Source organism: Zeimonas sediminis (genome assembly GCF_023721795.1).
In the GTDB taxonomy this organism is placed as follows: Bacteria; Pseudomonadota; Gammaproteobacteria; order Burkholderiales; family Burkholderiaceae_E; genus Zeimonas; species Zeimonas sediminis.
In genome coordinates, this window is record NZ_JAMQYE010000001.1 from 1,440,468 (window position 1) to 1,466,224 (window position 25,757).

Annotated in this window: 28 protein-coding genes and 1 pseudogene; 16 read left to right on the forward strand and 13 right to left on the reverse strand. The window is 71.4% G+C overall.

Features of this window, described 5'->3' with window-relative positions; all coding sequences use genetic code 11:
• Window positions 1-71: 71 nt before the first annotated feature.
• Both M6I34_RS06715 and M6I34_RS06720 read left to right on the forward strand, forming a co-directional pair.
• A pseudogene (locus M6I34_RS06715) lies at window positions 72-449 on the forward strand (DUF1499 domain-containing protein); the annotation flags it as partial.
• Between the two features lie 48 nt (window positions 450-497).
• Window positions 498-851, forward strand: a complete 354-nt coding sequence (locus M6I34_RS06720; RefSeq protein WP_272486623.1) for an FKBP-type peptidyl-prolyl cis-trans isomerase — start codon at window positions 498-500, stop codon at window positions 849-851.
• A gap of 43 nt (window positions 852-894) precedes the next feature.
• On the opposite strand, the gene M6I34_RS18265 is transcribed toward M6I34_RS06720, so the two are convergent.
• Entirely contained in the window at window positions 895-1,011 is a 117-nt protein-coding gene (locus M6I34_RS18265; protein WP_418953496.1) for a type II toxin-antitoxin system VapC family toxin, read from the reverse strand.
• A 94-nt stretch (window positions 1,012-1,105) separates the two neighbouring features.
• Between M6I34_RS18265 and M6I34_RS06725 the strand changes: the two genes are divergently transcribed.
• Window positions 1,106-2,893 carry a glutamine--tRNA ligase/YqeY domain fusion protein gene (locus tag M6I34_RS06725; RefSeq protein WP_272484924.1) on the forward strand — a complete coding sequence of 596 codons (1,788 nt, stop codon included), beginning with the start codon at window positions 1,106-1,108 and terminating at the stop codon, window positions 2,891-2,893.
• A 40-nt stretch (window positions 2,894-2,933) separates the two neighbouring features.
• Here M6I34_RS06725 and M6I34_RS06730 read toward each other — a convergent pair whose 3' ends face one another.
• Window positions 2,934-3,584: an MBL fold metallo-hydrolase gene (locus M6I34_RS06730; protein ID WP_272484925.1), complete on the reverse strand. Its 651-nt coding sequence runs from the start codon at window positions 3,582-3,584 to the stop codon at window positions 2,934-2,936.
• A gap of 47 nt (window positions 3,585-3,631) precedes the next feature.
• On the reverse strand, window positions 3,632-4,030 hold the full coding sequence (locus M6I34_RS06735) for a DUF2237 family protein (protein ID WP_272484926.1): 399 nt from the start codon (window positions 4,028-4,030) through the stop codon (window positions 3,632-3,634).
• Between the two features lie 207 nt (window positions 4,031-4,237).
• On the opposite strand from M6I34_RS06735, the gene M6I34_RS06740 reads away from it, so the two are divergent.
• Window positions 4,238-4,705, forward strand: coding sequence for a hypothetical protein (locus M6I34_RS06740; RefSeq protein ID WP_272484927.1), 468 nt, complete (start codon window positions 4,238-4,240; stop codon window positions 4,703-4,705).
• Window positions 4,702-6,135 (forward strand): amidase, encoded by a 1,434-nt coding sequence (locus M6I34_RS06745; protein WP_272484928.1) that lies wholly within the window; start codon window positions 4,702-4,704, stop codon window positions 6,133-6,135. Before M6I34_RS06740 ends, M6I34_RS06745 begins: the two co-directional genes overlap by 4 nt.
• Window positions 6,136-6,216: 81 nt before the next feature.
• Here M6I34_RS06745 and M6I34_RS06750 read toward each other — a convergent pair whose 3' ends face one another.
• The 3 genes from M6I34_RS06750 to M6I34_RS06760 all read right to left on the reverse strand — a co-directional run bounded on the left by M6I34_RS06750 (window position 6,217) and on the right by M6I34_RS06760 (window position 8,419).
• Entirely contained in the window at window positions 6,217-6,726 is a 510-nt protein-coding gene (locus tag M6I34_RS06750) for a TPM domain-containing protein (RefSeq protein WP_272484929.1), read from the reverse strand.
• Window positions 6,727-6,784: 58 nt separating this feature from the next.
• Complete coding sequence (locus M6I34_RS06755; protein ID WP_272484930.1) at window positions 6,785-7,702, reverse strand: TPM domain-containing protein; 918 nt, start codon at window positions 7,700-7,702, stop codon at window positions 6,785-6,787.
• 111 nt (window positions 7,703-7,813) lie between these two features.
• The gene (locus tag M6I34_RS06760; RefSeq protein ID WP_272484931.1) at window positions 7,814-8,419 is read right to left on the reverse strand and encodes a LemA family protein; all 606 of its coding nucleotides are present in this window, start codon (window positions 8,417-8,419) and stop codon (window positions 7,814-7,816) included.
• An 82-nt stretch (window positions 8,420-8,501) separates the two neighbouring features.
• Here M6I34_RS06760 and M6I34_RS06765 point away from each other — a divergent pair, with 82 nt between their 5' ends.
• On the forward strand, window positions 8,502-9,500 hold the full coding sequence (locus M6I34_RS06765) for a Bug family tripartite tricarboxylate transporter substrate binding protein (protein ID WP_272484932.1): 999 nt from the start codon (window positions 8,502-8,504) through the stop codon (window positions 9,498-9,500).
• Between the two features lie 3 nt (window positions 9,501-9,503).
• Here M6I34_RS06765 and msrA read toward each other — a convergent pair whose 3' ends face one another.
• Both msrA and M6I34_RS06775 read right to left on the reverse strand, forming a co-directional pair.
• Window positions 9,504-10,043, reverse strand: a complete 540-nt coding sequence (msrA, locus tag M6I34_RS06770; protein WP_272484933.1) for a peptide-methionine (S)-S-oxide reductase MsrA — start codon at window positions 10,041-10,043, stop codon at window positions 9,504-9,506.
• Window positions 10,040-10,420: a DnaJ family domain-containing protein gene (locus tag M6I34_RS06775; RefSeq protein WP_272484934.1), complete on the reverse strand. Its 381-nt coding sequence runs from the start codon at window positions 10,418-10,420 to the stop codon at window positions 10,040-10,042. Before M6I34_RS06775 ends, msrA begins: the two co-directional genes overlap by 4 nt.
• Before the next feature lie 35 nt (window positions 10,421-10,455).
• Between M6I34_RS06775 and kynU the strand changes: the two genes are divergently transcribed.
• From kynU to kce, 4 genes are all read left to right on the forward strand, one after another.
• Window positions 10,456-11,793, forward strand: a complete 1,338-nt coding sequence (gene kynU, locus M6I34_RS06780; protein WP_272484935.1) for a kynureninase — start codon at window positions 10,456-10,458, stop codon at window positions 11,791-11,793.
• 96 nt (window positions 11,794-11,889) lie between these two features.
• A complete protein-coding gene (locus tag M6I34_RS06785; RefSeq protein ID WP_418953497.1) occupies window positions 11,890-12,654 on the forward strand; it encodes an SDR family oxidoreductase in 765 nt (254 codons plus the stop codon).
• Window positions 12,651-13,589: a 3-hydroxyacyl-CoA dehydrogenase gene (locus M6I34_RS06790; RefSeq protein WP_272484937.1), complete on the forward strand. Its 939-nt coding sequence runs from the start codon at window positions 12,651-12,653 to the stop codon at window positions 13,587-13,589. The genes M6I34_RS06785 and M6I34_RS06790 overlap by 4 nt, the downstream gene beginning before the upstream one ends.
• Window positions 13,590-13,662: 73 nt before the next feature.
• Entirely contained in the window at window positions 13,663-14,592 is a 930-nt protein-coding gene (kce, locus tag M6I34_RS06795) for a 3,5-dioxohexanoate:acetyl-CoA acetone transferase (RefSeq protein WP_272484938.1), read from the forward strand.
• 51 nt (window positions 14,593-14,643) lie between these two features.
• Here kce and M6I34_RS06800 read toward each other — a convergent pair whose 3' ends face one another.
• Entirely contained in the window at window positions 14,644-15,546 is a 903-nt protein-coding gene (locus tag M6I34_RS06800; protein WP_272484939.1) for a LysR family transcriptional regulator, read from the reverse strand.
• Between the two features lie 151 nt (window positions 15,547-15,697).
• Between M6I34_RS06800 and M6I34_RS06805 the strand changes: the two genes are divergently transcribed.
• Together M6I34_RS06805 and M6I34_RS06810 are read left to right on the forward strand one after the other, a co-directional pair.
• The gene (locus M6I34_RS06805; protein ID WP_272484940.1) at window positions 15,698-16,912 is read left to right on the forward strand and encodes an acyl-CoA dehydrogenase; all 1,215 of its coding nucleotides are present in this window, start codon (window positions 15,698-15,700) and stop codon (window positions 16,910-16,912) included.
• 16 nt (window positions 16,913-16,928) lie between these two features.
• Entirely contained in the window at window positions 16,929-18,398 is a 1,470-nt protein-coding gene (locus M6I34_RS06810; RefSeq protein WP_272484941.1) for an MFS transporter, read from the forward strand.
• Between the two features lies 1 nt (window position 18,399).
• Here the strand turns inward: M6I34_RS06810 and M6I34_RS06815 are convergent, their stop codons facing one another.
• Window positions 18,400-19,398 (reverse strand): asparaginase, encoded by a 999-nt coding sequence (locus M6I34_RS06815; protein WP_272484942.1) that lies wholly within the window; start codon window positions 19,396-19,398, stop codon window positions 18,400-18,402.
• 67 nt (window positions 19,399-19,465) lie between these two features.
• Window positions 19,466-20,386, reverse strand: coding sequence for a 2-hydroxyacid dehydrogenase (locus M6I34_RS06820; protein ID WP_272484943.1), 921 nt, complete (start codon window positions 20,384-20,386; stop codon window positions 19,466-19,468).
• On the opposite strand from M6I34_RS06820, the gene ltnD reads away from it, so the two are divergent.
• Genes ltnD through otnC form a run of 3 tightly spaced genes read left to right on the forward strand, consistent with a single transcriptional unit; the run spans window position 20,385 to window position 23,357 of the window.
• Window positions 20,385-21,395 (forward strand): L-threonate dehydrogenase, encoded by a 1,011-nt coding sequence (gene ltnD, locus M6I34_RS06825; RefSeq protein ID WP_418953538.1) that lies wholly within the window; start codon window positions 20,385-20,387, stop codon window positions 21,393-21,395. The genes M6I34_RS06820 and ltnD overlap by 2 nt on opposite strands.
• Before the next feature lie 46 nt (window positions 21,396-21,441).
• On the forward strand, window positions 21,442-22,707 hold the full coding sequence (gene otnK, locus M6I34_RS06830; RefSeq protein WP_272484945.1) for a 3-oxo-tetronate kinase: 1,266 nt from the start codon (window positions 21,442-21,444) through the stop codon (window positions 22,705-22,707).
• A gap of 8 nt (window positions 22,708-22,715) precedes the next feature.
• Window positions 22,716-23,357: a 3-oxo-tetronate 4-phosphate decarboxylase gene (gene otnC / locus M6I34_RS06835; RefSeq protein ID WP_272484946.1), complete on the forward strand. Its 642-nt coding sequence runs from the start codon at window positions 22,716-22,718 to the stop codon at window positions 23,355-23,357.
• Here the strand turns inward: otnC and M6I34_RS06840 are convergent.
• Complete coding sequence (locus M6I34_RS06840; RefSeq protein ID WP_272484947.1) at window positions 23,348-23,803, reverse strand: MaoC family dehydratase; 456 nt, start codon at window positions 23,801-23,803, stop codon at window positions 23,348-23,350. The two genes, otnC and M6I34_RS06840, sit on opposite strands and share 10 nt — an antisense overlap.
• Window positions 23,804-23,818: 15 nt before the next feature.
• Entirely contained in the window at window positions 23,819-24,469 is a 651-nt protein-coding gene (gene upp, locus M6I34_RS06845; protein WP_272484948.1) for a uracil phosphoribosyltransferase, read from the reverse strand.
• Window positions 24,470-24,685: 216 nt separating this feature from the next.
• Between upp and M6I34_RS06850 the strand changes: the two genes are divergently transcribed.
• Window positions 24,686-25,447 carry an SDR family NAD(P)-dependent oxidoreductase gene (locus M6I34_RS06850; protein WP_272484949.1) on the forward strand — a complete coding sequence of 254 codons (762 nt, stop codon included), beginning with the start codon at window positions 24,686-24,688 and terminating at the stop codon, window positions 25,445-25,447.
• Window positions 25,448-25,757: the final 310 nt, after the last annotated feature.

Below are 25,757 nucleotides of genomic sequence, written 5' to 3' on the forward strand. Positions count from 1 at the left end.
GGCCGATGCGCCGCCGTTTCCTCCTCGCCTCGCTCGCAACCCTCGCCGCCTCGGCGGTCCTCGCGCCACAGATGGGTCTTCTCGCAGGAAAGCCCCCCACCGGCCTCGGCCCCGCCGACGGCCGGCTGGCGCCGGTGCGCGCCGATGCCTGGAACTCGGTCAGCAGCTTCGCGAGCACCGATTACCACCGGATCGCGCCGCTGGCCGCCGGGCCGGAGCCCGGCGTCGGCTTCGCCTTGCTGGAAGCGATCGTGGCCGCCGACCCGCTGGCGGTGATCGTCGAAAAGCGGCCCGGCTACCTGTACGCCGAGTTCCGGACCCGCTGGCTGGGCTTCGTCGACGACGTCGAATTCCTTCTCGACGAAGGGGCCGGCGTCATCCATGTACGATCGGCCTCCCGGCTCGGCCGCAAGGACTTCGGCGTGAATCGCCGGCGGATCGAGGAGATCCGCGCGAAACTCGAATCGGAACTGCGAAAACCAAAAGGAATCGACAGGATGAGCTATACCACCACCCCCTCGGGCCTGCAGTACAGCGACACCGTGGTCGGCAGCGGCGACGAAGCCCGCGCCGGCGCCCGCGTCAGCGTCCACTACACCGGCTGGCTGTACGAGAACGGCCAGGCCGGCCGCAAGTTCGACTCGAGCAAGGATCGCGGCCAGCCCTTCGTGTTCCCGCTGGGCGCCGGCCACGTGATCCGCGGCTGGGACGAAGGCGTGCAGGGGATGAAAGTCGGCGGCACCCGGATGCTGGTGATCCCGGCCGACCTGGGCTATGGCGCGCGCGGGGCGGGCGGGGTGATTCCGCCGAACGCCACCTTGCTGTTCGAGGTGGAGTTGCTGGGCGTTTGATCGGGAGGGTGCTGCGCCTGCGAATCTGATCGCCCCCGACGGGCTACCAGGGCAGGACACCCACGCCGGCGAGACGCTCGAAGTCTCGCCGGCTGCGCGTGAGGACCGCGCAGCCGTAGCGCAAGGCCGTTGCCCCGATCATCGCATCGTGGGCTGCCACGGTCGCGCCCGCGGGCAGCGATACCACGAGTCTGGCCTGAACCCTTCCACGCCAGGCCCGTACAATTCCCGCCTCGACCGCCCGATTCCGTCCAATGAGCAAATCACCCGCATCGTCCACAGCCCAGCCCGCGTCGACCTCGAACTTCATCCGGGCGGCGATCGACGAGGACCTCGCGACCGGCTACTACGCGCGCCGCACGTGGGGTGGCAAACCGGCGACGGCAGACGCGCAGCGGGCGGGCGCGCTCGATCCGGCGCGGATCCGCACCCGCTTCCCCCCCGAGCCCAACGGCTACCTGCACATCGGCCACGCCAAGTCGATCTGCCTGAACTTCGGGCTGGCGCTGGACTATGGCGGGCGCTGCCACATGCGCTTCGACGACACGAACCCGGAGAAGGAGGAGCAGGAGTACGTCGACTCGATCCTCGACTCGGTTCGCTGGCTGGGCTTCTCCTGGGAAGACGACGAGGAGAACAACCTCTACTTCGCGAGCGACTACTTCGACCACTTCTACGAGATGGCCGAGTGGCTGATCCAGGCCGGCCATGCCTACGTGGACTCGCAGAATTCGGAGGAGATGCGGGCCAATCGCGGCACCTTGACCGAAGCCGGCCGCAATTCTCCGTTCCGCGATCGCTCGCCGGAGGACAACCTTCGCCTGTTCCGCGAGATGCGCGACGGCAGGCACCCGGAGGGCTCGCACGTGCTGCGCGCGAAGATCGACATGGCTTCGCCGAACATGAACATGCGCGACCCGGCGCTGTACCGGATCCGCTTCGCTAGCCACCACCGGACCGGCGACAAGTGGTGCATCTACCCGATGTACGACTATGCGCACCCGATCGAGGACGCGCTCGAGAACATCACGCACTCGCTGTGCACCCTGGAATTCCAGGACCACCGGCCGCTGTACGACTGGCTGCTCGAGCGGCTGGCCGAGGGCGGCTTCTTCGACAAGCCGCTGCCGCAGCAGATCGAGTTCGCGCGGCTGAACCTGACCTACACGATCACCAGCAAGCGCAAGCTGCAGGAGCTGATCAGAAGCGGCCACGTCGACGGCTGGGACGACCCGCGGATGACCACGGTCGTCGGCCTGCGCCGGCGCGGCTACACGCCCGAGTCGATCCGACTGTTCTGCGACCGGATCGGCGTCTCGAAGGCCGACTCCTGGGTCGACATGGGCACGCTGGAGCTGGCCCTCCGCGACGACCTGGAGGGCAAGGCCGCGCGCGCCGTGGCCGTGCTGGACCCGCTCAAGCTGATCATCACCAACTGGCCCGAGGGCAAGGTCGAGGACTGCGAGGCCCCCGTCCATCCGCAGCGGCCCGAGCGCGGCAAGCGGGTGTTCCCGATCTCGCGCGAGCTGTGGATCGAGCGCGAGGACTTCGCCGAGACGCCGCCCAAGGGTTTCTTCCGGCTGTTCCCGGGCAACCGGGTGCGGCTGCGCTACGGCTACGTGATCGAGTGCACCGGCTGCGAGAAGGACGCCGACGGCAACGTGATCGCCGTGCACGCGACGTACTTCGACGACTCGAAATCCGGCACAGCGGGCGCCGACGCCTACAAGGTCAAGGGCAATCTGCACTGGGTGTCGGCTGCGCACGCGCTCGACGCCGAGGTGCGGCTCTACGACCGGCTGTACAAGGACCCGCACCCGGGCGCCGGCGACACCGACCACCTGGCCTCGCTGAACCCGGACTCCAAGAAGGTGATCCGCGCCAAGCTCGAGCCGACTCTGGCCGCCGCCCTCCCCGACGACCGCTTCCAGTTCGAGCGGCACGGCTATTTCGTGGCCGACCGGGTCGACTCGAAGCCGGGCGCTCCGGTGTTCAACCGGGCGGTGACGCTGAAGGATTCCTGGGGCGGCGGCAAGCGCTGATCCCCCGCCGGCGCGCGGCGCGATCGCCGCCGCCGGCAGCCTAGCCTCCCCGCACCACCGCATCCCCAACGAACGGGTTGCCGGCGCGCTCGTCCCCGAAAGTCGACATCGGCCCGTGCCCCGGTACGAAGGACACGTCGTCTCCGAGCGGCCATAGCTTGGTGGTGATCGAGCGGATCAGCGTGGCGTGATCCCCGCGCGGGAAGTCGGTGCGGCCGATCGAGCCGTGGAACAGCACGTCGCCGACGATCGCGAGCTTCGCGGCCTCGTGGAAGAACACGACGTGCCCGGGCGTGTGGCCCGGGCAGTGGAAGACCTTCAGCGTCTGCGCGCCGAACCCGACCGTGTCGCCGTCCTCGAGCCAGCGATCCGGCGTGAAGGCGTCGAGCCGCGGCAGGCCGAAGCGCACGCCCTGCTCGGGCAACTGGTCGATCCAGAACGCGTCCTCGCGCTGCGGGCCCTCGAGCGGCACGCCGTGGCGCTGCGCGAATTCGGCCGACTGGCCGCAGTGGTCGATGTGCCCGTGGGTGAGGAACACCTTCTCGAGCGTGGCGCCGGTGCCCTTCAGCGCTTCGTCGACCCGGTCGAGGTCGCCGCCCGGATCGAAGGCGGCGGCCCGGTTCGTCTGTTCGCAGACCAGCAGCGAGCAGTTCTGCATGAAGGGGGTGACGGGGACGATCAGGAGCTTCATTCGTGCGGGTCTGCCATACGTTCGGGACGGCGGTTCAGGACAGCGGTTCAGGACCGCGACGGCGATCCGGCGGCCGGCCAGGCGGCGGCCAGCAGCACTTCCTTCGGGATGATCTCGAGCGCCGCCTCGTGCGTGGCCTCGAGCACCACCGGCGGCGCCACGCCCGCCTGGTGCGCCTCCAGCCAGCGCGCGGCGCACAGGCACCAGCGGTCGCCAGGCTTCAGGCCCCGGAAGCGCCACTCGGGCCGCGGCGTGGAGAGGTCGTTGCCGCGCGCCACCGAGAAGGCAAGGAAGTCGGCGGTGACCCGGGCGCAGACCACGTGCCGGCCGAGGTCGTCGGCGCCGGTTTCGCAGCAGCCGCTGCGGGTGAAGCCGGTCAGCGGATCGTAGGAGCAGGCCAGCAGTGGCCCGCCCAGCACGTTTCGTGCGGTCGAAGCAGGTTCCATCTCGATGTCTGGATGAAGGCGCACGCCGCCCGCAACCGGGCGGCACCACCGTTTCTTATACCACCGACGGGCCGCGCCATCGGAACCGTGACGAAGTTCCTGCCGGGGCCGAGCGCGCCCGCCGCAAGATGCTCGCCTGCCTACCACACAAAACAAGAAGCGGGGACGCGCGCCGACGAACGTGCGTCCCCTGCCGACAGCCGGTCGATGAAAGTCCGCGTATACGCCATCTGGCGCGTCGTGCCCGTGCCATTCGTGATCCTCCCGCGCCTGCCGGGCCGCATCGCGGGCATCAGCCTGGGCATGGTCGTGCTATTGCGCCGCGAGTACGGCGACGACTGGCCGACGGTCGTCCACGAGCTCGAGCACTGCCGGCAGTTCTGGCGCGGCGGCACCGTGCTGCACCTGGTCCGTTATCTGGTCGATCCGCGCTACAGGTTGCGCTCGGAAGTGGGCGCCTACCGGGCGGAGCTGGCCGCCTGCCTGCCGTCCGAACGCAGGGGCCGCCTGTATGATTCCGCGCACGCCCTGGCGAACGGCTACGGTCTCGGCATCGACGCGAGGTCCTGCCGGCGGCTGCTGGACGCGGGTCACGCTTCCCCCGCTCCGGACCGCGCGCTGCCGGGCGCCGGATTCGCGGCCCGGCCCCGCCGCGCGGACACCCGACCACGATGACCAAGCCCCTTCCCCCGGTCGCCGACCTGCTGCGCGACTTCCACTCCGGCGCACGCACGCCCGAGTCGCTCGCGCGCGAGTGCTTCGCCGCGATCGACCGCCTCGACGCCGACATCAATGCGCTGCCCACCCGCGTGGACCGCGACACGGTGCTCGCGGCCGCCGAGCGCGCCGGCAAGGCGATCCGCGCAGGCGATGCGGTCGGCGCGCTGGCCGGCCTGCCCTACGCGGCCAAGGACATGCACCGCACCGCCGGCATCCGCACCACCTTCGGCTCGCCGATCTTCGCCGACCACGTGCCCGACCGGAACGACGCGGTCGTGCAGCGGGTGCTCGACGCCGGCGCGATCCTGATCGCCAAGTCGAACACGCCCGAGTTCGCGGCCGGCGGGCAGACCTTCAACCCGGTGTTCGGACGCACCGCCAATCCGCACGACACGACGCGCACTTCCGGCGGCTCCTCCGGCGGCGGCGCCGCGGCAGTCGCCACCGGCATGACCGTGGTGGCCGACGGCTCGGACCTCGGCGCCAGCCTGCGCAACCCGGCAGCCTTCTGCGGCGTGGTCGGCCTGCGGCCCTCGTCGGTGTCGAACCCGGCGCTGCTGCCCGACGCGAACGGCTTCAACACGATGAACACGGTCGGCACGATGGCCCCGCGGGTCGCCGACCTTCGCTGGAACAACCGCGCGATCCACGCGCCGATGGCCGCGCGCCCGATTGCCGCCTGGCTGGACGCGATCGAACAGGAAGCCGCGGCCCGCCGGCACGCCGCCGGCCAGCGCCCGCTGCGCCTGGCCTTCACGATCGACGCCGGCGGCGCGATGCCGGTGGCCGCGCCGGTGCGCCGGGCGCTCGAGCGCGCGATCGAGCGGCTGCGCGAGCATGCGCGCGCCGGCCGCGTCGAGCTGGTCGAGGCCTTCCCCGACATGTCGGATGCCGACGACTGCTTCCAGGTGCTGCGCGCGCAGTACTTCGTGGAGAACCTCGGCGAGCTGTACCGCAGCGACCGCGCCCGGATGAAGGACACGGTCGCCTGGAACGTCGAGCAGGGGCTGGCGCTGACGCCCGAGCGGCTCGCAGCGGCGGCGGCGACCCGCAGCCGGATCTTCGCGCGCATCGCGGCGTTCCTGGGCGGCTTCGACGCCTGGCTGCTGCCGACCGTGCAGGTGCTGCCCTTCTCGCACGAGATCCCGTTCCCGACCGAGATCGACGGCGTGCCGCTGGCGACCTACATCGACTGGGTCAAGAGCTGCTACTGGATCACGGTGAGCGGCCATCCGGGCCTGTCGATCCCGGCCGGCTTCGAGGCCGACCCGGCCGACCCGGCGAAGACGCCGCTGCCGGTCGGGCTGCAGCTGGTCGGCCACTACGGGCGCGACGAGGCGCTGCTGGACGTGGGCGAGCGGATCGAGGCGCTGCTGGCGGGCTGATCGCTTCGCCGGCGAGAGCCGGCACGGATGCGGCGCTCGCCGCGGCCAAGGCTGCGGCTGCGGCTGCGGCTGCGGCTGCGATCAGAGGATCGCCGGCCGGTTCGGCAACTCGTTCGAGTCGGCTTCGGGCGACAACAGCGGGAAGGCCTCGGCCAGCATCCCGTTGAGCGCCCCGATCGCGTCGAGCAGGCCCTGCTCCGGGCCGCCGGCGCGCAGCGCCTCGCCGAGTCGCTCGCAGACCTGCCGCATCGCGGCCGGGCCGAGCGCCGCGGCGGCGCTGCGGTCGGCGACGATCTCGATCGCATGGTCGGCGACCAGCAGGTAGAGCAGCAGGCCGTTGTTGGCCTCGGTGTCCCACACCCGAAGCTCCGAGAAGACCTCGAGCGCGCGCTCGCGCGGCAAGGTGCCGCGCGCGACCCGATGCCAGGGCAGCGAGGCCTCGATCGCGATCCGGATCTCGGCGGCGTGGCCACGCTCGCCGTCGGCCACCGCCTGCTCGATCCGGCGCAGCGCGTCGTCGGGGAACAGCCTGCGCACCGCGCGAGAATCGCAGGCGAGATGGGCCCAGACGCGGGACAGGCCGGTCCTCATCGCACTCGCCCTGCCGCTGCGGGCGCGCCATTCGGCGCGAGCGCGGGTTCGACCGCCATCACCATCCCCCGGACGCGCCGCCGCCGCCGAAGCCGCCGCCCCCGCCGCGGAAGCCGCCGCCCCCGCGAAGGCCTCCCCCGCCGCGCCCCGGAAACCCGCCGCCAAATCCCCCCGGGAGTCCACCGGGCCCGGAGCGCCAGGTGTGCGCCCCCACCCGCCCCATGCCACCGCCACCGCGGATCGCCAGCAGCACGAAGAACAGCAGCAGCCCGGCCACCACCGCCAGCGGCAGGCCGGCGCCAAACACCCAGGCGCTCGCGCCGCCGAACAGGCCGCCCGCCGACGAGCCGAGCACCCTGCCCAGCCACTGCCGCAGGATCAGCCCCGCGAAGAACGCGAACAGCAGCACCGCGACCCAGTCGGTGCCGCCCTCCTCCAGGGGCTGGCCGCGCGCCGGCGCCGGCAACGGCTCGCCCTCGATCAGTCGCATCAGCGCGTCGATGCCGGCCTCGATGCCGCCGGCGTAATCGCCCTGCCTGAAGCGCGGCACGATCAGGTTCTCGATCACCTGTTTCGCGCGGGCATCCGGGATCGCGCCCTCGAGACCGTAACCGACCTCGATCCGCAGCCGGCGGTCTTCCTTCGCGACCACCAGCAGCACGCCGTCGTCGACCCGCTGCCCGTCGACGCGGCCGCGGCCGATCTTCCAGGCCTCGGCCACCCGGATCGAGTAGTCCTCGATCGCCTCGGGCGCGGTGCCGCGCACGACCAGCACCGCGATCTGGCTGCCCTTGCGCTGCTCGAAGGCCTCGAGCCGCGACTCGAGGCGCGAGCGCGCAGCCGCATCGAGCGTGCCGGTCAGGTCCGTCACGCGCGCCTGCAGCGGCGGCACCGGCTGAAGGCCGGCCTGCGCCGCGGCGATCGGCACGAGGATCGCAAGCAAGGCCGCGACGATCGCCGCCGCGGCCACGGACATCGCGAGGACGAATGCGTGTCGGAACGGCAAGCGGTTCATCACCACCCGAAGGAAGCCATCACGAGGTGGAGGGAGCCAGCGACCCGAGGGAAGCCCACGACCTGCCGGCGCTCACTTCGCCCCGGCCGGCGCCCCGCGCCCGAAGTCCACCGTCGGCGGCTTCGAGATCTCGCGCTCGTTCTCGACCGAGAACTGCGGCTTCGTGCCGTAGCCGAAGACCATCGCGGTCAGGTTCACCGGGAATTGCCGAACCAGGACGTTGTACTGCTGCACCGAGTCGATGTAGCGCCTGCGCGCGACCGTGATCCGGTTCTCGGTGCCCTCGAGCTGCGCCTGCAAGTCGCGGAAGTTGGCGTCGGACTTGAGCTGCGGATAGTTCTCGGCCACCACCAGCAGCCGCGACAGCGCGCTGCCCATGTCGCGCTGCGCCGCCTCGAACTGCTGCAGCGAGGCCGGGTCCGACGGGTCGACCCGCACCTGCCCGACCCGCGACCGCGCCTCGGTGACCGCGATCAGCACCTCGCGCTCCTGCTCGGCGAAGCCCTTGACCGTGTTCACCAGGTTCGGGATCAGGTCGGCGCGGCGCTGGTACTGGTTCAGCACCTCGGACCAGGCCGATTTGGTGGCCTCGTCGGCCTGCTGTATCGAGTTGTAGCCGCAGCCGCCCAGCGCGATCGCGGCGAGCAAGGCGGACAGCAATCTGGCGATTCGTTTCATGAGGAGGCTCCGGTTTTGCGCCCAGTCTAGCCCAGCGGGCTTGCAGTAACATGGGCGCCGACCCATTCACGATCGAGCCCCAATGAGCACCGACCTGTCGCGCCGCCGCGCGCTCGCCGGGCTGGCCGCTTCGGCCGCCCTGCCTGCATCCCTCGTTTCCGCACCCGCGCTGGCCCAGGCCTGGCCGAGCAAGCCGATCCGCATGGTCGTGCCCACGCCGCCCGGCAGCTCGGTGGACGTGGCCGCGCGCCTGGTCGCCGAGCGGCTGCGCGAGAAGCTGGGCGGCGCCACGGTGCTGGTCGAGAACAAGCCCGGCGCGGGCGGCACGATCGCCGCGGCCGACGTGGCCCGCTCCGCCCCCGACGGCCACAGCCTGTTCGTCGGCTTCAACGGGCCGCTGGCCACCGCCGAGCACGTGTTCCCCAAGCTGCCGTACAAGCCGCTGGAGGCCTTCGCGCCGGTGATCGCCACCGTGTCGCAGCCGCACGTGCTGGTGGTCAACGCCAACGATCCGGCGAAGACGCTCGGCGAGTTCGTCGCGCGGGTCAAGGCCGCGCCCGGCAAGGCCAACTACGCGTCGGTCGGCAACGCCAGCGCATCGCACCTGACGATGGAGCTGTTCAAGAGCGCGGCAGGCCTGTACATCGTCCACATCCCGTACAACGGCGGCCCGGCGGCCACGCAGGGCCTGATCGCCGGCGACGTCGACGCGCTGTTCACCGCCTACGTGAACGTGCAGGGCCCGGTCGCGGCCGGCCGGCTGCGGGTGCTCGCGCTCGCCGAGAAGCAGCGCTCGCCGCGCATCCCGCAGGTGCCCACCTTCGCCGAGCTGGGCCTGCCGCAGGTCGACGCGCCGCTGTGGAACGCGATCGTGGCGCCGGCCGGCACGCCGGCCGACATCGTGGGCCGGCTCAACCAGGCGATCGACACGGTGCTGGCCGAGCCGGCGATCCGCGACAAGCTCGCCGGCGGCGGCATGGAAGTCATCGGCGGCAAGCCCGAGGTGCTGGCCCGGATGATGCGCGACGAATCGGCGAAGTGGCTGCCGGTGACGCGGCGACTCGGAATCAAGCCGGACTGAGGCTCATCGCTTCTTCAGCCGGCTGGCGAAGCCGCGACGGAACTTCGCGACCTTCGGCGCGACCACCGCCATGCAGTAGCCCTGGTACGGGTTGCGCTCGAAGAAGCGCTGGTGATAGGCCTCGGCCGGGTACCAGGTGCCGGGCGACTCGATCGTGGTCACGATCGGCGAGCCGAACACACGGTCGGCCTCCAGCTTCGCGATGAAGGCCTCGGCCTGCGCGCGCTGCTCGTCGTCCAACGGGAACACCGCCGACCGGTACTGCGTGCCCACGTCGTTGCCCTGCCGGTTCAGGGTGGTCGGATCGTGCGTGCCGAAGAAGATCGCCAGGATCTCCTGGTAGCCGATCCGGTCGGCGTCGAACTCGACGCGAACCGCTTCGGCGTGGCCGGTGCGCCCGCCGCAGACCTCCTCGTAGCTCGGGTCCGAGGTCTGGCCGCCGCAGTAGCCCGACTCGACCGACAGCACCCCCTCCACTTCGAGGAAAACCGCCTCGGTGCACCAGAAGCACCCTCCTGCCAGGATCGCGACCTGCCGGTTCATTTCGTCTCCTTGTCGAAGCGCTCGAGCAGCGCGCGCCGGTACTCGAGGCCGGCGCCGGTGGTCAGCGCGGCGCCGCGCGCCTCGAGCGCCATCGCCAGCGCCACGATCTTCCGGCCGGCGCGACGGGACTCGGGCGAATCGTCGGCGCCATCGACCGCAATGCGCAGCATCGAATCCAGGTCGCGCAGCGCCTCGACCTCGGGCGGCACGAAACCGGCGTTCTTCAGGATCCGATAGGCGACCCGGAGCTCCTCGGGCACCATCCGGTCGTCGTCGAGATCGAGCGGCCGGCCCGCGCCGGGCAGGTCGTCAAAGGCGCCCTGGCGGCGCGCTTCGTCGATGCGCTGCTCGATCAGCTCGTTGAATGCGGCGAACATTCGGCAAACTTAGCAGAAGCGGAGTCCGTTCGACGATGACCACGACCAGCCCCTGGGCCCTTTCCGGCCTGCCCGCGTCCCGCGCCGAGTGCGAGGCGCTCGACGCAGCCGATCCGCTCGCCCCGCTGCGCGCGCGCTTCGCGCTGCCGCCCGGCACGATCTACCTCGACGGCAACTCGCTGGGGCCCCTGCCCGCCGACACCGCCGCCCGCGTGAACGACGCGATCGAGCGCCAGTGGGGCCGCGACCTGATCCGCAGCTGGAACAGCGCCGGCTGGGTCGACCTGCCGGTGCGGCTGGGCGCCAGGCTCGCGCCGCTGATCGGCGCGCAGGCCGACGAGGTGGCGGTCGCCGACTCGACCTCGGTCAACCTGTTCAAGCTGTTGTCGGCCGCGCTGCGGATGCGGGCAGGCCGCAGGCTGATCCTGTCCGAGCGCGGCAATTTCCCGACCGACCTGTACATCGCGCAGGGGCTGATCGAGCAACTCGGCGAGCGGCCGGGCGGCGGGCGCTTCCGGCTCGAGCTGGTCGAGCGCGGCGAGCTGCCGCAAGCGCTGGCGCAGGCGCGCGAGCGCCACGAAGCCGGCAAGGGCGAGCTGGCGGTGGCGATGCTCACGCAGGTCGACTACCGCACCGGCTCGATGCTCGACATGGCGCGCGTCACCGCCGGCATCCATGCCGCCGGCGGCCTGGCGCTGTGGGACCTCGCCCATTCGGCCGGCGCCTTCCCGGTGCGCCTGAACCAGGCCGGCGCCGACCTGGCGGTGGGCTGCGGCTACAAGTACCTGAACGGCGGGCCCGGCGCGCCGGCCTTCCTGTACGTGGCCAGGCGGCTGCAGGCAGGCTTCGCCCAGCCGCTGTCGGGCTGGATGGGCCACGCGGCGCCCTTCGCCTTCGAAACCGGCTACCGGCCGGCCGACGGCGTGGCGCGCTTCCTGTGCGGCACGCCGCCGGTGCTGTCGATGGTCGCCCTGGAAGCCGGCATCGACACGCTGCTGGCCGCCGAGCCCTTCGGCGGGCTCGCCGCGATCCGCGCGAAGTCGCTCGCGCTGACCCGGCTGTTCGCGCAGCGGGCGCTCGCGCTGTGCGAGCGGCACGGCCTGCGCTGCGTCACGCCGGTCGACGACGCCGCCCGCGGCAGCCAGGCGAGCTTCAAGCTGCCCGACGGCGACATGGCCTACGCGGTGGTGCAGGCGCTGATCGCGCGCGGCGTGATCGGCGACTTCCGGTCGCCCGACATCCTGCGCTTCGGCTTCGCGCCGATGTACCTGCGCCACGTCGACGCCTGGGACGCCGCCGAGGCGCTGGGCGAGGTCCTCGCGTCGCGCGAATGGGACCGCGCCGAATTCCGGACCCGCGCGGCCGTGACCTGAACGGAGCGGACCGACGGCAGGGCCTAGAATGGCCGGCGGCGTCGATCTCGAGGTCGCCGACCGCAATACGGACCAGGGGAGAGCGTGGACACATCGATGAACGGAAAGCGCGTGCTGGTGACCGCCGGCGCGCAGGGCATCGGCCTGGCGATCGCCGAGACCTTCGTCACGGCCGGCGCCACGGTGCACGTGTGCGACGTGGACGCGCCGGCGCTCGAGGCCGCAACGAAGAAGCTGCCGGGCATCACCGCGTCGCTGACCGACGTGGCCGACGAGGCGCAGGTCGAGGCGATGTTCGCGGACCTGCGCCAGCGCTGGGGCACGCTCGACGTGCTGGTCAACAATGCCGGCATCGCGGGCCCCACCGCGGCGGTCGAGGACACCTCGCTGGCCGACTGGAACCGCACGCTGGCGGTGAACCTGACCGGCATGTTCCTGTGCACGCGCGCCGCGGTGCCGATGCTCAAGAAGGCCGGCGGCGGCTCGATCGTGAACCTGTCCTCGGTCGCGGGCCGGCTCGGCTTCCCGCTGCGCACGCCCTATTCCGCGACCAAGTTCGGCGTGATCGGCCTGACCGAGACCTGGGCGATGGAGCTCGGCCCGTCGAAGATCCGCGTCAACGCGATCCTGCCCGGCGCCGTGTCGGGCGACCGGATCGAGCGGGTCATCTCGGCCAAGGCGGGGGCGCTGGGCATCGACGTTCAGGAGATGCGCGAGCGGGTGGTGTCCAAGGTGTCGCTGCGGACCATGGTCAGCCCCTACGACATCGCCAACCAGATCCTTTTCGTCTGCTCGCCCGCCGGGCAGGTCATCAGCGGACAGAGCCTGTCTGTCTGCGGCAACGTGGAGCATCTCGGATGAGCAAGGAAACCGTCGCGATCGTCGGCGCCGGCCTGATCGGCCGCGCCTGGGCGATCGTGTTCGCCCGCAGTGGCTTCCAGGTCAGGCTGCACGACCAGGTGCCGGCCGCGCTGGACAACTGCCTCGGCATCATCGGCGAGCGGCTGCAGGACCTGGCCGAGTTCGGCCTGATCTCCGACACGCCCGACACGATCCTCGCGCGCATCCGGCCCTCGGCCTCGCTGGCCGAGGCGGTCGACGGCGTGGTGCTGGTGCAGGAGAACGTGGCCGAGAAACTCGAGGTCAAGCGCGAGGTCTTCGCCGAGCTCGACCGGCTTGCGCCGCCCGACGCGGTGCTGGCCAGCTCGACCTCGTGGCTGCCCGCCTCCAGCTTCAGCGAGCATGTGCCGGGCCGCGCGCGCTGCCTGGTCGGGCATCCGGTGAACCCGCCCTACCTGGTGCCGCTGGTCGAGATCGCGCCGGCGCCGTGGACCTCGCCGCAAACCGTGGCCCGCGCCCGCGACATCTATGCCCGGGCCGGCCAGACGCCGGTCACGCTGAAGAAGGAGATCACCGGCTTCCTGCTCAACCGGGTGCAGAGCGCGGTCCTCAGCGAAGTCTTCGCGCTGTACCGCGACGGCTACGCCGACGCCGAGGACCTCGACCGGGTGCTGAAGGACGGGCTGGCGCTGCGCTGGTCCTTCATGGGCCCGTTCGAGACGATCGACCTGAACGCGCCCGGCGGGCTGGTCGACTACGCCGCGCGCTTCGGCCCGACCTACCGGGATGTCGCGGCGAATGCCGTCGCCTTCGACTGGGACGAGGCCACGGTGGCGGCCGCCGACGCCGAGCGTCGCAGCCAGCTCCCGCTGGAAGACATCGAGAAGCGCTCCGCCTGGCGCGACCGCCGGCTGATGGCGCTGCTCGCGCACAAGCGCGGGCAACCCGAATCCTGACCCTTTCCCTATCGTGCCGGTGCCGCGCCTTCGGGCGCGCCGGCACCGACACCAACGATCAGAGAGATTCACCATGGCCAAGCAGAAAGTCATCATCACCTGCGCCGTCACCGGCGCGATCCACACGCCGTCGATGTCGCCCTACCTGCCGGTGACCGCCGACGAGATCGCCGACGCGGCGATCGGCGCTGCCGAGGCCGGCGCCGCGATCGTCCACCTGCACGCGCGCAAGCCCGAGGACGGCAGCCCCTCGCAGGACCCGGAGCTGTTCCGCGCCTTCCTGCCGAAGATCAAGGCGGCGTCGGACGTCGTCATCAACCTGACCACCGGCGGCGCGCCGACGATGCTGGTCGAGGAGCGCCTGCAGCCGGCGCTGCAGCTCAAGCCCGAGGTCGCTTCGCTGAACATGGGCTCGATGAACTTCGGCCTGTACGAGATGCTGAGCCGCTACAAGGACTTCAAGTACGAGTGGGAGCGCCCGTACCTGGCGGGCTCGGACGACCGGATCTTCCGCAACACCTTCAAGGACATCGCCTACATCCTCGAGTCGTGCAGCGACAACGGCACCCGCTTCGAGATCGAGTGCTACGACATCGGCCACCTGTACACCGCCGCGCACTTCTTCGACCGCGGCCTTATCAAGGCGCCCTTCTTCATCCAGTCGGTGTTCGGGCTGCGCGGCGGCATCGGCTCGCACATCGAGGACGTGATGCAGATGAAGCGCACCGCCGACCGCCTCTTCGGCAACGACTACCTGTGGTCGGTGCTCGGCGCGGGGCGCTCGCAGATCCCGATCGCCACGGTGTCGGCCGCGATCGGCGGCAACGTGCGGGTGGGCCTCGAAGACTCGCTGTGGGACGGCCCCGGCAACCTCGCGAAGACCAACGCCGACCAGGTCCGGCGTATCCGCACCGTGATCGAGGCGCTGTCGCTCGAGGTGGCCACGCCCGACGAGGCGCGCGCGATGCTTCAGCTCAAGGGCAAGGGCAACGTGGGCTTCTGATCGACGGGGGCCCGCGCTCGGCCGGGGCGGATCTCTCCGTCGGGCCCCCGCTCACCCGGCCCCGGCGGCGTCGACCAGCCAGTCCCTGAATCGCGCCAGCGCCGGGTTGCCCGCCTTGCGCTCGGGCATCACCAGGTGGTACGAGCGCCCGCCGTGCAGCGGCCGGTCGCAGGGCACGATCAGCTCGCCGCGCGCGAGCTCGCCCTCGATCAGCATCGCCGGCATCAGCGCGGCGCCCATGCCGCGGGCGGCCGCCACCGCGAGCATCGAGAACAGGTCGAAGCGCGGCCCGTCCAGGTCTCGCGCGCCTTCCACGCCCTGCGCCTCGAACCACTGCCGCCACGCGTAGGGCCGCGTGGACTGCTGCAGCAGGGGCAGCCCGGCCACTTGCGCCGGCGTCAGCCGACGGCGCGGCGCGATCAGCGCCGGCGCGCAGACCGGCACCACGATCTCGGCCATCAGCGCCACCGCCACGGTGCCGGGCCAGTTCGCCAGGTCGGCCGGGGTGCCCGCGTAGATCGCGGCGTCGAAGTCGGTGTCGGCGAACAGGAAGGGCCGGGTGCTGGTCTCCATGTTCACCACGATGTCCGGATGCCGGACCCGGAAGTCCTGCAGCCTGGGCAGCAGCCAGCGGCTGGCGAAGGTCGGCACGACCGCCAGGTCGATCGTGCCCGAGGCCTCGCCGCGACCGATCACCGCCAGCGCGTCGCGCTCGACCGCGTCGAGCCGCCGGGCCACGCGGCGGCTGTAGTTGAGCCCGGCCTCGGTCAGCACGATGCCGTGCCGCGAGCGCCGGAACAGCTTCACCCCGAGGAAGTCCTCGAGTCCGGCCACCTGCCGATAGACCGCGCTCTGGGTCAGCGCGAGCTCGTGCGCGGCCTTGGTGAAACTCTCGTGCCGCGCCGCGGCCTCGAAGCAGACGAGCGCCTGCGTGCTGGGCAGTTTCCTTCTCATGTCGCTCCTCGGCAGGTCGCGCGTTCGTCGTGGGCCACGCACCCCGGGGCCTTCGAGTCATGAGTTTATTGCATGACTCGCTTCGGAATCCGCGTTTGTCCGGGGATTCGCCCGCGCGTTAACATCGTGGGCTGCACATCAGGAGAAGACGATGAACGCCCCCGACACCCAAGCCCGCGTCAAGGCCTCGTTCAAGTGGGACGACCCGCTGCTGCTCGACGCGCAGCTGACCGAAGACGAGCGGATGGTGCGCGACGCCGCCGCCTCCTACTGCCAGGACAAGCTGCTCCCGCGCGTGCTCGAGGCCTTCCGCAACGAGAAGACCGACGCCGAGATCTTCCGCGAGATGGGCGCGCTGGGCCTGCTCGGGCCCACGATCCCCGAGCAGTACGGCGGCCCTGGGCTCAACTACGTCAGCTACGGCCTGATCGCCCGCGAGGTCGAGCGGGTCGACTCCGGCTATCGCTCGATGATGAGCGTGCAGAGCTCGCTGGTCATGGTGCCGATCTACGAGTTCGGCTCCGAGGCGCAGAAGCAGAAATACCTGCCGAAGCTCGCCACCGGCGAGTGGATCGGCTGCTTCGGCCTGACCGAGCCCAACCACGGCTCCGACCCGGGCAGCATGGAGACCCGCGCGAAGAAGGTGCAGGGCGGCTACGAGCTCACCGGCAGCAAGATGTGGATCAGCAATTCGCCGATCGCCGACGTGTTCGTGGTCTGGGCCAAGTGCGTGGGCGGCGACTTCGACGGCCGGATCAAGGGCTTCATCCTCGAGAAGGGCATGAAGGGCCTGTCGGCGCCGAAGATCCTCGGCAAGGTCGGCCTGCGCGCGTCGATCACCGGCGAGATCGTGATGGACGGCGTTTTCGTGTCCGAAGACCACCTGATGCCCGGCGTCGAGGGCCTGAAGGGTCCGTTCACCTGCCTGAACAGCGCCCGCTACGGCATCGCCTGGGGTGCGCTCGGCGCCGCCGAGGATTGCTGGCATCGCGCCCGCCAGTACGTGCTCGATCGCAAGCAGTTCGGCCGTCCGCTTGCCGCCAACCAGCTGATCCAGAAGAAGCTGGCCGACATGCAGACCGAGATCACGCTGGGCCTGCAGGGCTGCCTGCGACTGGGCCGCATGAAGGACGAGGGCACGGCCGCGGTCGAGATCACCTCGATCATGAAGCGCAACTCCTGCGGCAAGGCGCTCGACATCGCCCGGATGGCGCGCGACATGATGGGCGGCAACGGCATCTCCGACGAGTTCGGCGTGGCCCGCCATCTGGTCAACCTCGAGGTGGTCAACACCTACGAGGGCACGCACGACATCCACGCGCTGATCCTCGGCCGCGCGCAGACCGGCATCCAGGCCTTTTCCTGACCGCCGGCGGCCGGGCTTGAGCGATCGCGCAGCCGTCGCGCACTCGCCGCTCACCCAGGAAGAGGTCACCCGGGTCGTTCTCGGCCTGCTGCTGGCCATCTTCCTGGCGGCGATCGACCAGACGATCGTCGCGGTCGCGCTCGTGTCGATCGCCCGCGACCTGGGCGGCTTCGACCTGGTGCCCTGGGTGGTGTCGGGCTACCTGGTCGCATCCACCGTTTCCACGCCGATCTACGGCAAGCTGTCCGACCTGTACGGCCGGCGGCCGCTGCTGTCGGCGGCGATCGCGATCTACATGGGCGCTGCGCTGCTCTGCGCGCTCGCCCAGTCGATGCCGCAGCTGGTCGCGTTCCGCATCCTGCAGGGCCTGGGCGGCGGTGGCCTGATCGCGCTGGCGCAAGCCACCGTGGCCGACGTGGCCCCGGGCCCCGAGCGAGGCCGCTACCAGGGCTACCTGTCGGGCGTGTTCGCGGTGGCGGCGGTGGCCGGCCCGGTGCTCGGCGGCTACCTGACTCACTACATCTCGTGGCGGGCGATCTTCTGGATCGCGCTGCCGCTGGCGATCGCCGCCTTCCTGATCACGCGCCGGGCGATGCTGCGGCTGACCGCGCGCGGCGAGCGCCGGCCGATCGACTGGCTCGGCGCCGCGCTGCTGGCCGCCGGCCTCACCTCGCTGATGGTCGCGCTGACCCGGATCGGCCAGGGGCACGGCTGGACCGCGCCGTCGACGCTGCTGCTGGCCGGCACGTCGGTGCTGTCGCTGCTCGCCTGCGCGTGGCGCGAGCGGGTCGCGCCCGAACCCATCCTGCCGCCCGAACTGTTCACGAACCGCATCGTCGTGGTCTGCTGCGCGATCCTCGGGCTGATCTTCTTCCTGCTGGTCGGCAACTCGGTGCTGCTGCCGATCTGGATGCAGTCGCTGGGCGGCGCGAGCACGAACGAGGTGGCCCTGCGGATGCTGCCGCTCACGCTGGGCATCCCCGCCGGCGCCTTCGTGTCGGGGCGGATCCTGATGCGGATCGCCCGTTCCCGGCCTCTGGTGCTGGCGGGCACCGCCACCACGGTGGCGGCCGCGGCGCTGCTGCTGTTCGTGCCGGTGGAGTCGCCGCTCGCGGCAGGTGCCGCGATGGGGCTGATGGGCGTGGGCATCGGGCTGCCGCTGCCGGCGTCGATCGTGGCGGTGCAATCGGCGGTCGCGCCCCGCCAGATCGGCATCGCCACCGCGATGAGCGCGCTGTTCCGCACGCTGGGCGGCGCGATCGGCATCGCGATCCTGACCTCGGTCCTGTTCGCGCAGGTGCGCGCCACCCGCGGCATCGCCCCCGGCCAGGCCACCGGGCCGCTGACCGACGTGCCGGCCGAAATCCTCCAGGCCGGCTTCCAGGGCGCCTTCGCGGTCGGCGTGGCGGTTGCGATCCTGGCGCTGGCGGTGGCGTTCGCGCTGCCGGCGCGCTCGCTGCGCGAGCTCGGGCAGCCGGAGCGCTGACTCAGCCGACCCGTTCGCCGAACGCGTCCGCGAGGGCCTCGCCGGCCAGGCCGGCCCGCAGCAGCAGCATCAGCAGGATCCGCGCCTTCAGGCTGCCGAGCGCGCCGCCCGGGATCAGCCCGCGCCCGAGCAGGTCGATCTCCGAACCCGGATAGCCGTAGGTCTTCGTGAAGGCAGGACCGGCGTGCGCGCGGCTGGCCAGCACGACCGGCATCGCCGCGGCCAGCGCATCGAACAGCGGCGCCACCGACTCCGGCACGTGGCCGGCGCCCATGCCCTCGACGACCGCTGCGCGGTAACCCAGCGCGGGCAGCGACTTCAGCAGCCGGCCGTCGTCGCCGAGCGCCATCCGCACCAGCGCGACCGGCGGCTGGTCGCGCTCGCGCCAGTCGTCGGGCAGCCCCACGGGCGCGGTGCGCGGCGGCCGCGCGAAGACCGATAGCCGCCCTTCCGCCACCAGCCCGATCGGTCCGGCCAGCGGCGAGGCGAAGGCCGAGGGCAGCGCGGTGTGCGCCTTGCGCACGTAGCGCGCGGCGTGCACCTGGTCGTTCAGCACGACCAGCGCGCCGAGCCCCGCGGCGGAAGGCGACGCGGCCGCGATCGTCGAGGCCATCAGGTTGGCCGGCCCGTCGGCGCCGGGCGCCGCGGCGCCGCGCATCGCGCCGGTGACCACGACCGGCTTGTCGCCACCCACCAGCAGGTCGAACAGCCAGGCTGTCTCCTCGATCGTGTCGGTGCCCTGGATCACGACGGCGCCGTCGACGTCCTTCGCGAGGCGCTCGCGCAGCATCGCTGCCAGCTCGATCAGGCCGTCGACCGGCAGCGAGGCGCTGGCCACGCGCATCGGCGAGGCCGCCTCCAGTTCGGCCACCGCCTCGATGCCCGGCACCGAGCGGATCAGGTCGGTCGCGGTGAGCGTCGGCACGATGCCGCCCGGACCGCCCGGGGTCATCGTGATCGTCCCGCCCAGGGACACCATCAGGACTTTCGGCAAGGCCATCTCGGCTCCGTCATTCGTAGTGTCCGGGCCTGCAGCGTCGGCGGCGGCGCGCCCGGTGGGTGCGTCGTCAATAACCCCGCGCCCGGTCGACCCGCCGCGGGATCGGCTCGCCGCGCTGCATCGCCCGGTAGGCCTCGACGAACTGCGCGGCGACCGTCTCGAGCCGGGTCTGCCCGGCGATGTGCGGGGTGATCGAGATGCCGTCGACCGACCACAGCGGGTCGTCGGGCTTCATCGGTTCGTTGCGCTGCACGTCGAGCGCGGCGCCGGCCAGGTGCCCGGCGCGCACCGCCTCGATCAGGTCGGGCTCGACGACGTGCTCGCCGCGCGCCACGTTGATGAAGTAGGCGCCGCGCGGCAGCCTGGCGAGCAGCTTCGCGTTCACGATGCCGGCGGTGTCGCCGGTCAGCGGCAGCGCGCAGACCAGGATCTCGGATTCCCCGAGGAAGGCGTCGAGCTCGTCGGCGCCGAAGGTCGGGAACGGCAGATCCGGGCGCCTGCGGGTGCTCCAGCCGCGCGGCTCGAAGCCGAGCGCGGCCAGCGTGCGGGCGATCGCGGTTCCGACCTCGCCCACGCCCAGGATGCCCACCCGGTGGGTGGCCACCTTCGGCGGATGCCGCGTCCAGTCGCGCCCGGCCTGCTGGCGGCGGTAGCGCTCGAAGCCGCGGGCGTGCCACAGCGCCATCGTGGCCACGTGCTGCGCGATGCCCAGGTTGACCAGCGGGTCGACGATGCGGGTCACCGCCACATGCCCGGGCAGGTCCGGCGTCATCAGCTTCTCGACGCCGGCGGCGTTCGCGCAGACCAGCTTCAGCTTCGGCAGCGAGGCGGCGAAGCCCTCGCGGATGCGCCAGCCGAGGATCGCGTCGATCTCGGCCGGATCGGCATCCTCGCGCCGTTCGATGCAACGGATGTCGGGAGCGATCTCGCGGATCTTCTTCGCCACCGCCTCGGGCGGCGTGGGCTTGGTCAGCAGCAGGACGGCCATCGGCAAGCGGGGGTTCCGGTCGTATCGGTGCGATCATAGCGGCTTGCCGCGCGCCGCTTCGGCGCGCCTTCCGAAAAAGAACGTGACTGGAGTCGGCATGAAGGTATCGAAGATCGGCGTCGTGGGGCTCGGCGCCATGGGAATCGGCGTGGCCCGTTCGCTGCTGCGCAAGGGCTTCGAGGTGCACGCCTGCGACGTGCGACCGCAGGTGCTCGAGGCGATCGCCGCCGAAGGCGCCCACGCGCACGCCACGCCCGCCTCGCTGGCCGCCCGCGTCGACGCGCTGATCGTGCTGGTGGTCAACGCCGATCAGACCGAGACCGTGCTCTTCGGCGAGAACGGCGCCGCCGGCGCGCTGAAGCCCGGCGGCATCGTGATGGCCTCGAGCACCGTGCCGCCGCACTACGCCGAGGAGCTCGGCGCGCGGCTCGCCAAGGCCGGCTTCGCGATGCTCGACGCCCCGGTGTCGGGCGGCGCGGCGCGGGCTGCCTCGGGCGAGATGACCGTGATGGCCTCCGGCGCGCCCGAGGCATTCGACGCGATGAGCGAAGTGCTCGACGCGGTCGCGGCCAAGGTCTACCGGCTGGGCGACGCGCCCGGCATGGGCTCGAAGGTCAAGATGATCAACCAGCTGCTGGCCGGCGTGCACATCGCGGCGGCCACCGAGGCGATGGCGCTGGGCATCCGCGCCGGCATCGACCCCGACACACTGTACGAGGTGATCTCGAACAGCGCCGGCAACAGCTGGATGTTCAGCAACCGGGTGCCGCACATCCTGGCCGGCGACTACACGCCGCTGTCGGCGGTCAACATCTTCGTGAAGGACCTCGGCATCGTGCTCGACTCCGCGCGCAAGATGACCTTCCCGCTGCCGCTGACCTCGTCGGCGCTGCAGATGTTCATCGCGACCAGTGCCTCAGGCCTGGGCGGCGAAGACGACTCGGCCGTCATCAAGATGTTCCAGCGGCTCACCGGCATCGACCTGCCGGAACCGAAGAAGGAAGGCTGAGCCTCCGCAGGCCGCGAATCGACACACGACACGACGAGATCCCACCATGCTCCTGGGCTGCATCGCCGACGATTTCACCGGCGCCACCGACCTGGCCAACAACCTGGTGCGCGCCGGCATGCGCACCGTGCAGACGATCGGCGTGCCCGACGCGTCGCTGTCGATCGACGCCGACGCGGTCGTCGTTGCGCTGAAGTCGCGCACGATCGAGCCGGCCGACGCGGTCGCGCAATCGCTGGCCGCGCTCGCCTGGTTGCGCGAGGCCGGCTGCCGCCAGTTCTACTTCAAGTACTGCTCGACCTTCGATTCCACCGACCGCGGCAACATCGGCCCGGTGGCCGACGCCCTGATGGACGCGCTCGGCACCGACTTCACGATCGCATGCCCGGCCTTCCCGGCCGCAGGCCGCACGATCTTCCGCGGTCACCTGTTCGTCGGCGACCTGCTGCTGTCCGACTCGGGAATGCGCGACCATCCGCTGACGCCGATGACCGATGCGAACCTGGTCCGGGTGCTGCAGCGCCAGAGCGCGAAGAAGGTCGGCCTGCTGCGCTACGACACGCTGGCCACCGGGGTCGATGCGACCCGCGCGGCGATCGACGCGCTGCGCGCCGACGGTGTGGGCATCGCGATCGTCGACGCGACCAGCGACGCCGACCTGATGACGATGGGCGAGGCCTTCGCCGACCTGCCGCTGGTGACCGCCGGCTCGGGCGTGGCGATCGGGCTGCCGCAGAACTTCCGCCGCGCCGGGCTGCTGCCGGCGGTGCCGGTCGCGCCCGAGCTGCCGCGCGTCCCGGGCCCCGCGCTGGTGCTGTCCGGAAGCTGCTCGCAGGCCACCCTCGCGCAGGTCTCCGACTGGAGCGCCACGCGACCCGCCTACCGCGTCGACCCGATGCGGGTGGCGCGCGGCGAGGCGGTGGCCGCCGAGGCCGCGGCGTTCGCGCGCGACGCGCAGGCCCGCGGCGAGACCGCTCTGGTCTACGCCAGCGCCTCGCCCGACGAGGTGCGCGCGGTCCAGCAGCAACTCGGCCGCGACGAGGCCGGCGCGATGATCGAGCGCACGCTGGCCGAGGTCGCGCGAGCGATGCGCGAGTCCGGCACCCGCCGCTTCGTCGTCGCCGGCGGCGAGACCTCCGGCGCGGTGGTCCAGGCGCTGGACGTGCGGGCGCTGCGCATCGGCCCGCAGATCGACCCGGGCGTGCCCTGGACCGAGACGGTCGAGAACGAGCCCGTCGCGCTCACGCTGAAGTCGGGCAACTTCGGCGCGCTCGACTTCTTCGGCAAGGCGCTGGCGCTTCTGGATGCGTGAGGCATGACATGAGCACGGAAGAGTCGCGCCTGCGCGAAGACCTCTGCAAGCTCGGCCGCTCGATGTTCTCGCGCGGCCTCACCCACGGCTCGACCGGCAACCTCAGCGTGCGGCTGCCCGACGGCGGCTACCTGATGACGCCCACCGGCTCGAACCTCGGCGAGCTCGACCCGGCAAGGCTCTCGAAGCTCGACGCGCAGGGCAGGCACCTGGACGGCGACAAGCCGACCAAGGAGAGCTTCCTGCACATCGCGATGTACGAGGAGCGCGAGCGCAACGCGGCGGTCGTGCACCTGCATTCCACGTACTCGACCGCGGTGTCGGTTCTCGCGGACGTTGATCCCGACGACGTGCTGCCGCCGCTCACCGCCTACTACGTGATGCGGATCGGCACGCTGCCGCTGGTGCCGTACTACGCGCCCGGCGACATGAACCTGGCGCAGGCGGTGCGCCGCTTCGCCGGCAGGCACCACGCGGTGCTTCTGGCCAACCACGGCCCGGTGGTGGCCGGCAGCAGCCTGTCGGCCGCGGCCGACGCGATCGAGGAGCTGGAGGCCACCGCGAAGCTGCACCTCACGCTGCACGGGCGGGCCTGCCGCTGCCTGACGCCCGAGCAGGTGGCGGAGCTGAAGGCGAAGTTTCAGGCGTAGCGCCGCGAGATCGCCTCGGCCACGCAGACCGGCTTGTCCGAGCCCTTGCGCTCGATCGTCACCTCGGTGGTCATCTGCACGCCGCCGTCGGGCAGCGGGTCGTAGCCCTTCAGCACGATCCGCGCGCGCAGCTCGCTGCCCACCGGCACCGGCGACGTGAATCTCACCCGGTTCAGGCCGTAGTTGACGCCCATCTTCACGTCGCGGATGTCGACCGACGACTCGAGGAACAGCGGCAGCATCGACAGCGTCAGGAAGCCGTGCGCGATCGTCGCGCCGAACGGCCCCTTGGCGGCACGATCCGGGTCGACGTGGATCCACTGGTGATCGCCCGTGGCCTCGGCGAACCTGTCGATCCGCTCCTGCGTGATCGGGACCCAATCGCTGGTGGTCAGCTCCTGGCCGACGAGTCCCTTCAGGTCGGCCAGCCGTTCGAACACTCTCATCCTCTCCCCCTCTGGTCAGTGCTTGGTCCCGAAGATCCGGTCGCCGGCGTCGCCCAGCCCCGGCACGATGTAGGCCTTCTCGTTCAGCTGGCGGTCGAGCGCGGCCACATAGACCGGCACCTGCGGATGCGCGTCGTGGAAGACCTGCACGCCCTCGGGCGCGGCCACCAGCGCCAGGTATCGTATCGACTCCGGCGCGACGCCCCGATCGATCAGCATCCGCACCGCGTGCACCGCCGAGTAGCCGGTCGCCAGCATCGGGTCGCAGACGATGAACAGCCGGCCCTCGGGCTCGGGCAGCCTCACGTAGTACTCGACCGGGCGGTTGTCCTCGCCGCGGTACAGGCCGATGTGACCCTCGCGCGCCGACGGGATCAGCTCGAGCAGCCCGTCGGCCATGCCCAGGCCGGCGCGCAGCACCGGCACGATCGCGACTTTCTTTCCGGCGATCACCGGCGCATCCATCGGCTCGAGCGGCGTGTCGATCGCGCGGGTGGTCAGCGGCAGGTCGCGGGTGATCTCGTAGCCCATCAGCAGCGTGATCTCGCGCAGCAGCTCGCGAAAGGTGCGCGTGGACGTGGCGCGGTCGCGCATGTGCGACAGCTTGTGCTGGATCAGCGGGTGGTCGATGATGAACAAGTTCGGGAAGCGGGGATCCTGGCGCATCGCGTCGTGGCTCGAAAGCTGGCAAGACGGGGTTCGACGCCCGGCCCGCCGGATCGAACGCCCCGCGCCCGACCGCGTCGCCGCGGCATCGGGGCCGACGTTACCACGATGCGCTCGCCGCCCGGTTCCGGACCCCGGGGGTTTGCGCTCGCCTGCGCCTGCCGGTCTAATCCCGGCTACCCGCAGTTCCACGCATCGATCACGAGGAGAACACGAATGGACGACATCAAGGGCAAGGTCGCGCTGGTCACCGGCGGCTCCACCGGCATCGGCGCCGCGGTCGCGCGCGAGTTCGGCCGCCTAGGCGCGAAGGTCGGCGTGCACTACAACAGCAGCCGCGACGCCGCCGAGAAAGTGGCCGAGGAGATCCGCGCGGCCGGCAGCGAGGCCTTCACCGTGAAGGCCGACGGCCTGGACAGCGCGCAGATGAAGGCGGCGGTCGAGGCCACGGTTGCGAAGTTCGGCCGCATCGACGTGCTGGTCAACAACGCCGGCGCGCTGGTCAAGCGCGTGCCGGTCGAGTCCACCGACGACGCCTTCTTCGACGAGGTCATGCACCTGAACGGCCGCTCCGCCTGGATGGCCACCGCGGCCGCGGTGCCGCACATGCGCAAGCAGGGCGGCGGCAACGTGATCTTCGTGACCTCGGTGGCGGCGCGCCACGGCGGCGGGCCGGGCGCGGTGCTCTACGCCGCCTCCAAGGGATTCGTCAGCACCGCGACCCGCGGCCTGGCCAAGGAGCTCGCGAAGGACAACATCCGCGTCAACGCGGTGGCCCCCGGTGTCATCACCACGCCCTTCCACGAGAAGTTCAGCACGCCGCAGCAGCTCGAGGGCTTCAAGGCCACGATCCCGATGGGCCGGCTGGGCAGCGCCGACGAGTGCGTGGGGGCCTTCGTGTTCCTGGCGTCGGACCGGTTGTCGGGGTACGTGACGGGGCAGATCCTGGAGGTCAATGGCGGGCAGTACATGCCCTGACTCCCGGTCGACGTTGGGCGAGGGCCGGGTGCCTTGCGCGGGCGCGGGGACGCTGTCGCCTTCGGCGAAACGCTTGGTCGCGCGGACGTTCAGCCCCGTCGCGGAACGCAACTCGCCCGCCTGCGGCGGGCTCAGACAGCGTTCCGCTCGCGCTTCGCGCGCCGGGTCTTCACTGCGCTCCCGCGCCAGCGTCCACGCGCCCGCGCAAGGCACCCAGCCCTCGCCCTTGGCGGCGTCGCCATCGCTTGTCGGCCACTGGCTGTCGGCTCTGGCCACTTTCGTCTGGACGACCCGATCTGCTGCCCGCTCA

Excerpts from the sequence above, each read along its gene's own strand:
- M6I34_RS06840 (WP_272484947.1), bottom strand. The coding sequence starts at position 23,803 with ATGAGAGTGTTCGAACGGCTGGCCGACCTGAAGGGACTCGTCGGCCAG.
- M6I34_RS06720 (WP_272486623.1), top strand. The coding sequence starts at position 498 with ATGAGCTATACCACCACCCCCTCGGGCCTGCAGTACAGCGACACCGTG.
- M6I34_RS06785 (WP_418953497.1), top strand. The coding sequence starts at position 11,890 with ATGAACGGAAAGCGCGTGCTGGTGACCGCCGGCGCGCAGGGCATCGGC.
- M6I34_RS06740 (WP_272484927.1), top strand. The coding sequence starts at position 4,238 with ATGAAAGTCCGCGTATACGCCATCTGGCGCGTCGTGCCCGTGCCATTC.
- M6I34_RS06800 (WP_272484939.1), bottom strand. The coding sequence starts at position 15,546 with ATGAGAAGGAAACTGCCCAGCACGCAGGCGCTCGTCTGCTTCGAGGCC.
- otnK (WP_272484945.1), top strand. The coding sequence starts at position 21,442 with ATGCTCCTGGGCTGCATCGCCGACGATTTCACCGGCGCCACCGACCTG.
- M6I34_RS06775 (WP_272484934.1), bottom strand. The coding sequence starts at position 10,420 with ATGTTCGCCGCATTCAACGAGCTGATCGAGCAGCGCATCGACGAAGCG.
- M6I34_RS06815 (WP_272484942.1), bottom strand. The coding sequence starts at position 19,398 with ATGGCCTTGCCGAAAGTCCTGATGGTGTCCCTGGGCGGGACGATCACG.
- M6I34_RS06765 (WP_272484932.1), top strand. The coding sequence starts at position 8,502 with ATGAGCACCGACCTGTCGCGCCGCCGCGCGCTCGCCGGGCTGGCCGCT.
- M6I34_RS06730 (WP_272484925.1), bottom strand. The coding sequence starts at position 3,584 with ATGAAGCTCCTGATCGTCCCCGTCACCCCCTTCATGCAGAACTGCTCG.
- upp (WP_272484948.1), bottom strand. The coding sequence starts at position 24,469 with ATGCGCCAGGATCCCCGCTTCCCGAACTTGTTCATCATCGACCACCCG.
- M6I34_RS06750 (WP_272484929.1), bottom strand. The coding sequence starts at position 6,726 with ATGAGGACCGGCCTGTCCCGCGTCTGGGCCCATCTCGCCTGCGATTCT.
- M6I34_RS06850 (WP_272484949.1), top strand. The coding sequence starts at position 24,686 with ATGGACGACATCAAGGGCAAGGTCGCGCTGGTCACCGGCGGCTCCACC.
- msrA (WP_272484933.1), bottom strand. The coding sequence starts at position 10,043 with ATGAACCGGCAGGTCGCGATCCTGGCAGGAGGGTGCTTCTGGTGCACC.
- M6I34_RS06745 (WP_272484928.1), top strand. The coding sequence starts at position 4,702 with ATGACCAAGCCCCTTCCCCCGGTCGCCGACCTGCTGCGCGACTTCCAC.
- M6I34_RS06805 (WP_272484940.1), top strand. The coding sequence starts at position 15,698 with ATGAACGCCCCCGACACCCAAGCCCGCGTCAAGGCCTCGTTCAAGTGG.
- kce (WP_272484938.1), top strand. The coding sequence starts at position 13,663 with ATGGCCAAGCAGAAAGTCATCATCACCTGCGCCGTCACCGGCGCGATC.
- M6I34_RS06735 (WP_272484926.1), bottom strand. The coding sequence starts at position 4,030 with ATGGAACCTGCTTCGACCGCACGAAACGTGCTGGGCGGGCCACTGCTG.
- kynU (WP_272484935.1), top strand. The coding sequence starts at position 10,456 with ATGACCACGACCAGCCCCTGGGCCCTTTCCGGCCTGCCCGCGTCCCGC.
- M6I34_RS06760 (WP_272484931.1), bottom strand. The coding sequence starts at position 8,419 with ATGAAACGAATCGCCAGATTGCTGTCCGCCTTGCTCGCCGCGATCGCG.
- M6I34_RS06755 (WP_272484930.1), bottom strand. The coding sequence starts at position 7,702 with ATGTCCGTGGCCGCGGCGGCGATCGTCGCGGCCTTGCTTGCGATCCTC.
- M6I34_RS06790 (WP_272484937.1), top strand. The coding sequence starts at position 12,651 with ATGAGCAAGGAAACCGTCGCGATCGTCGGCGCCGGCCTGATCGGCCGC.
- M6I34_RS06820 (WP_272484943.1), bottom strand. The coding sequence starts at position 20,386 with ATGGCCGTCCTGCTGCTGACCAAGCCCACGCCGCCCGAGGCGGTGGCG.
- M6I34_RS06725 (WP_272484924.1), top strand. The coding sequence starts at position 1,106 with ATGAGCAAATCACCCGCATCGTCCACAGCCCAGCCCGCGTCGACCTCG.
- otnC (WP_272484946.1), top strand. The coding sequence starts at position 22,716 with ATGAGCACGGAAGAGTCGCGCCTGCGCGAAGACCTCTGCAAGCTCGGC.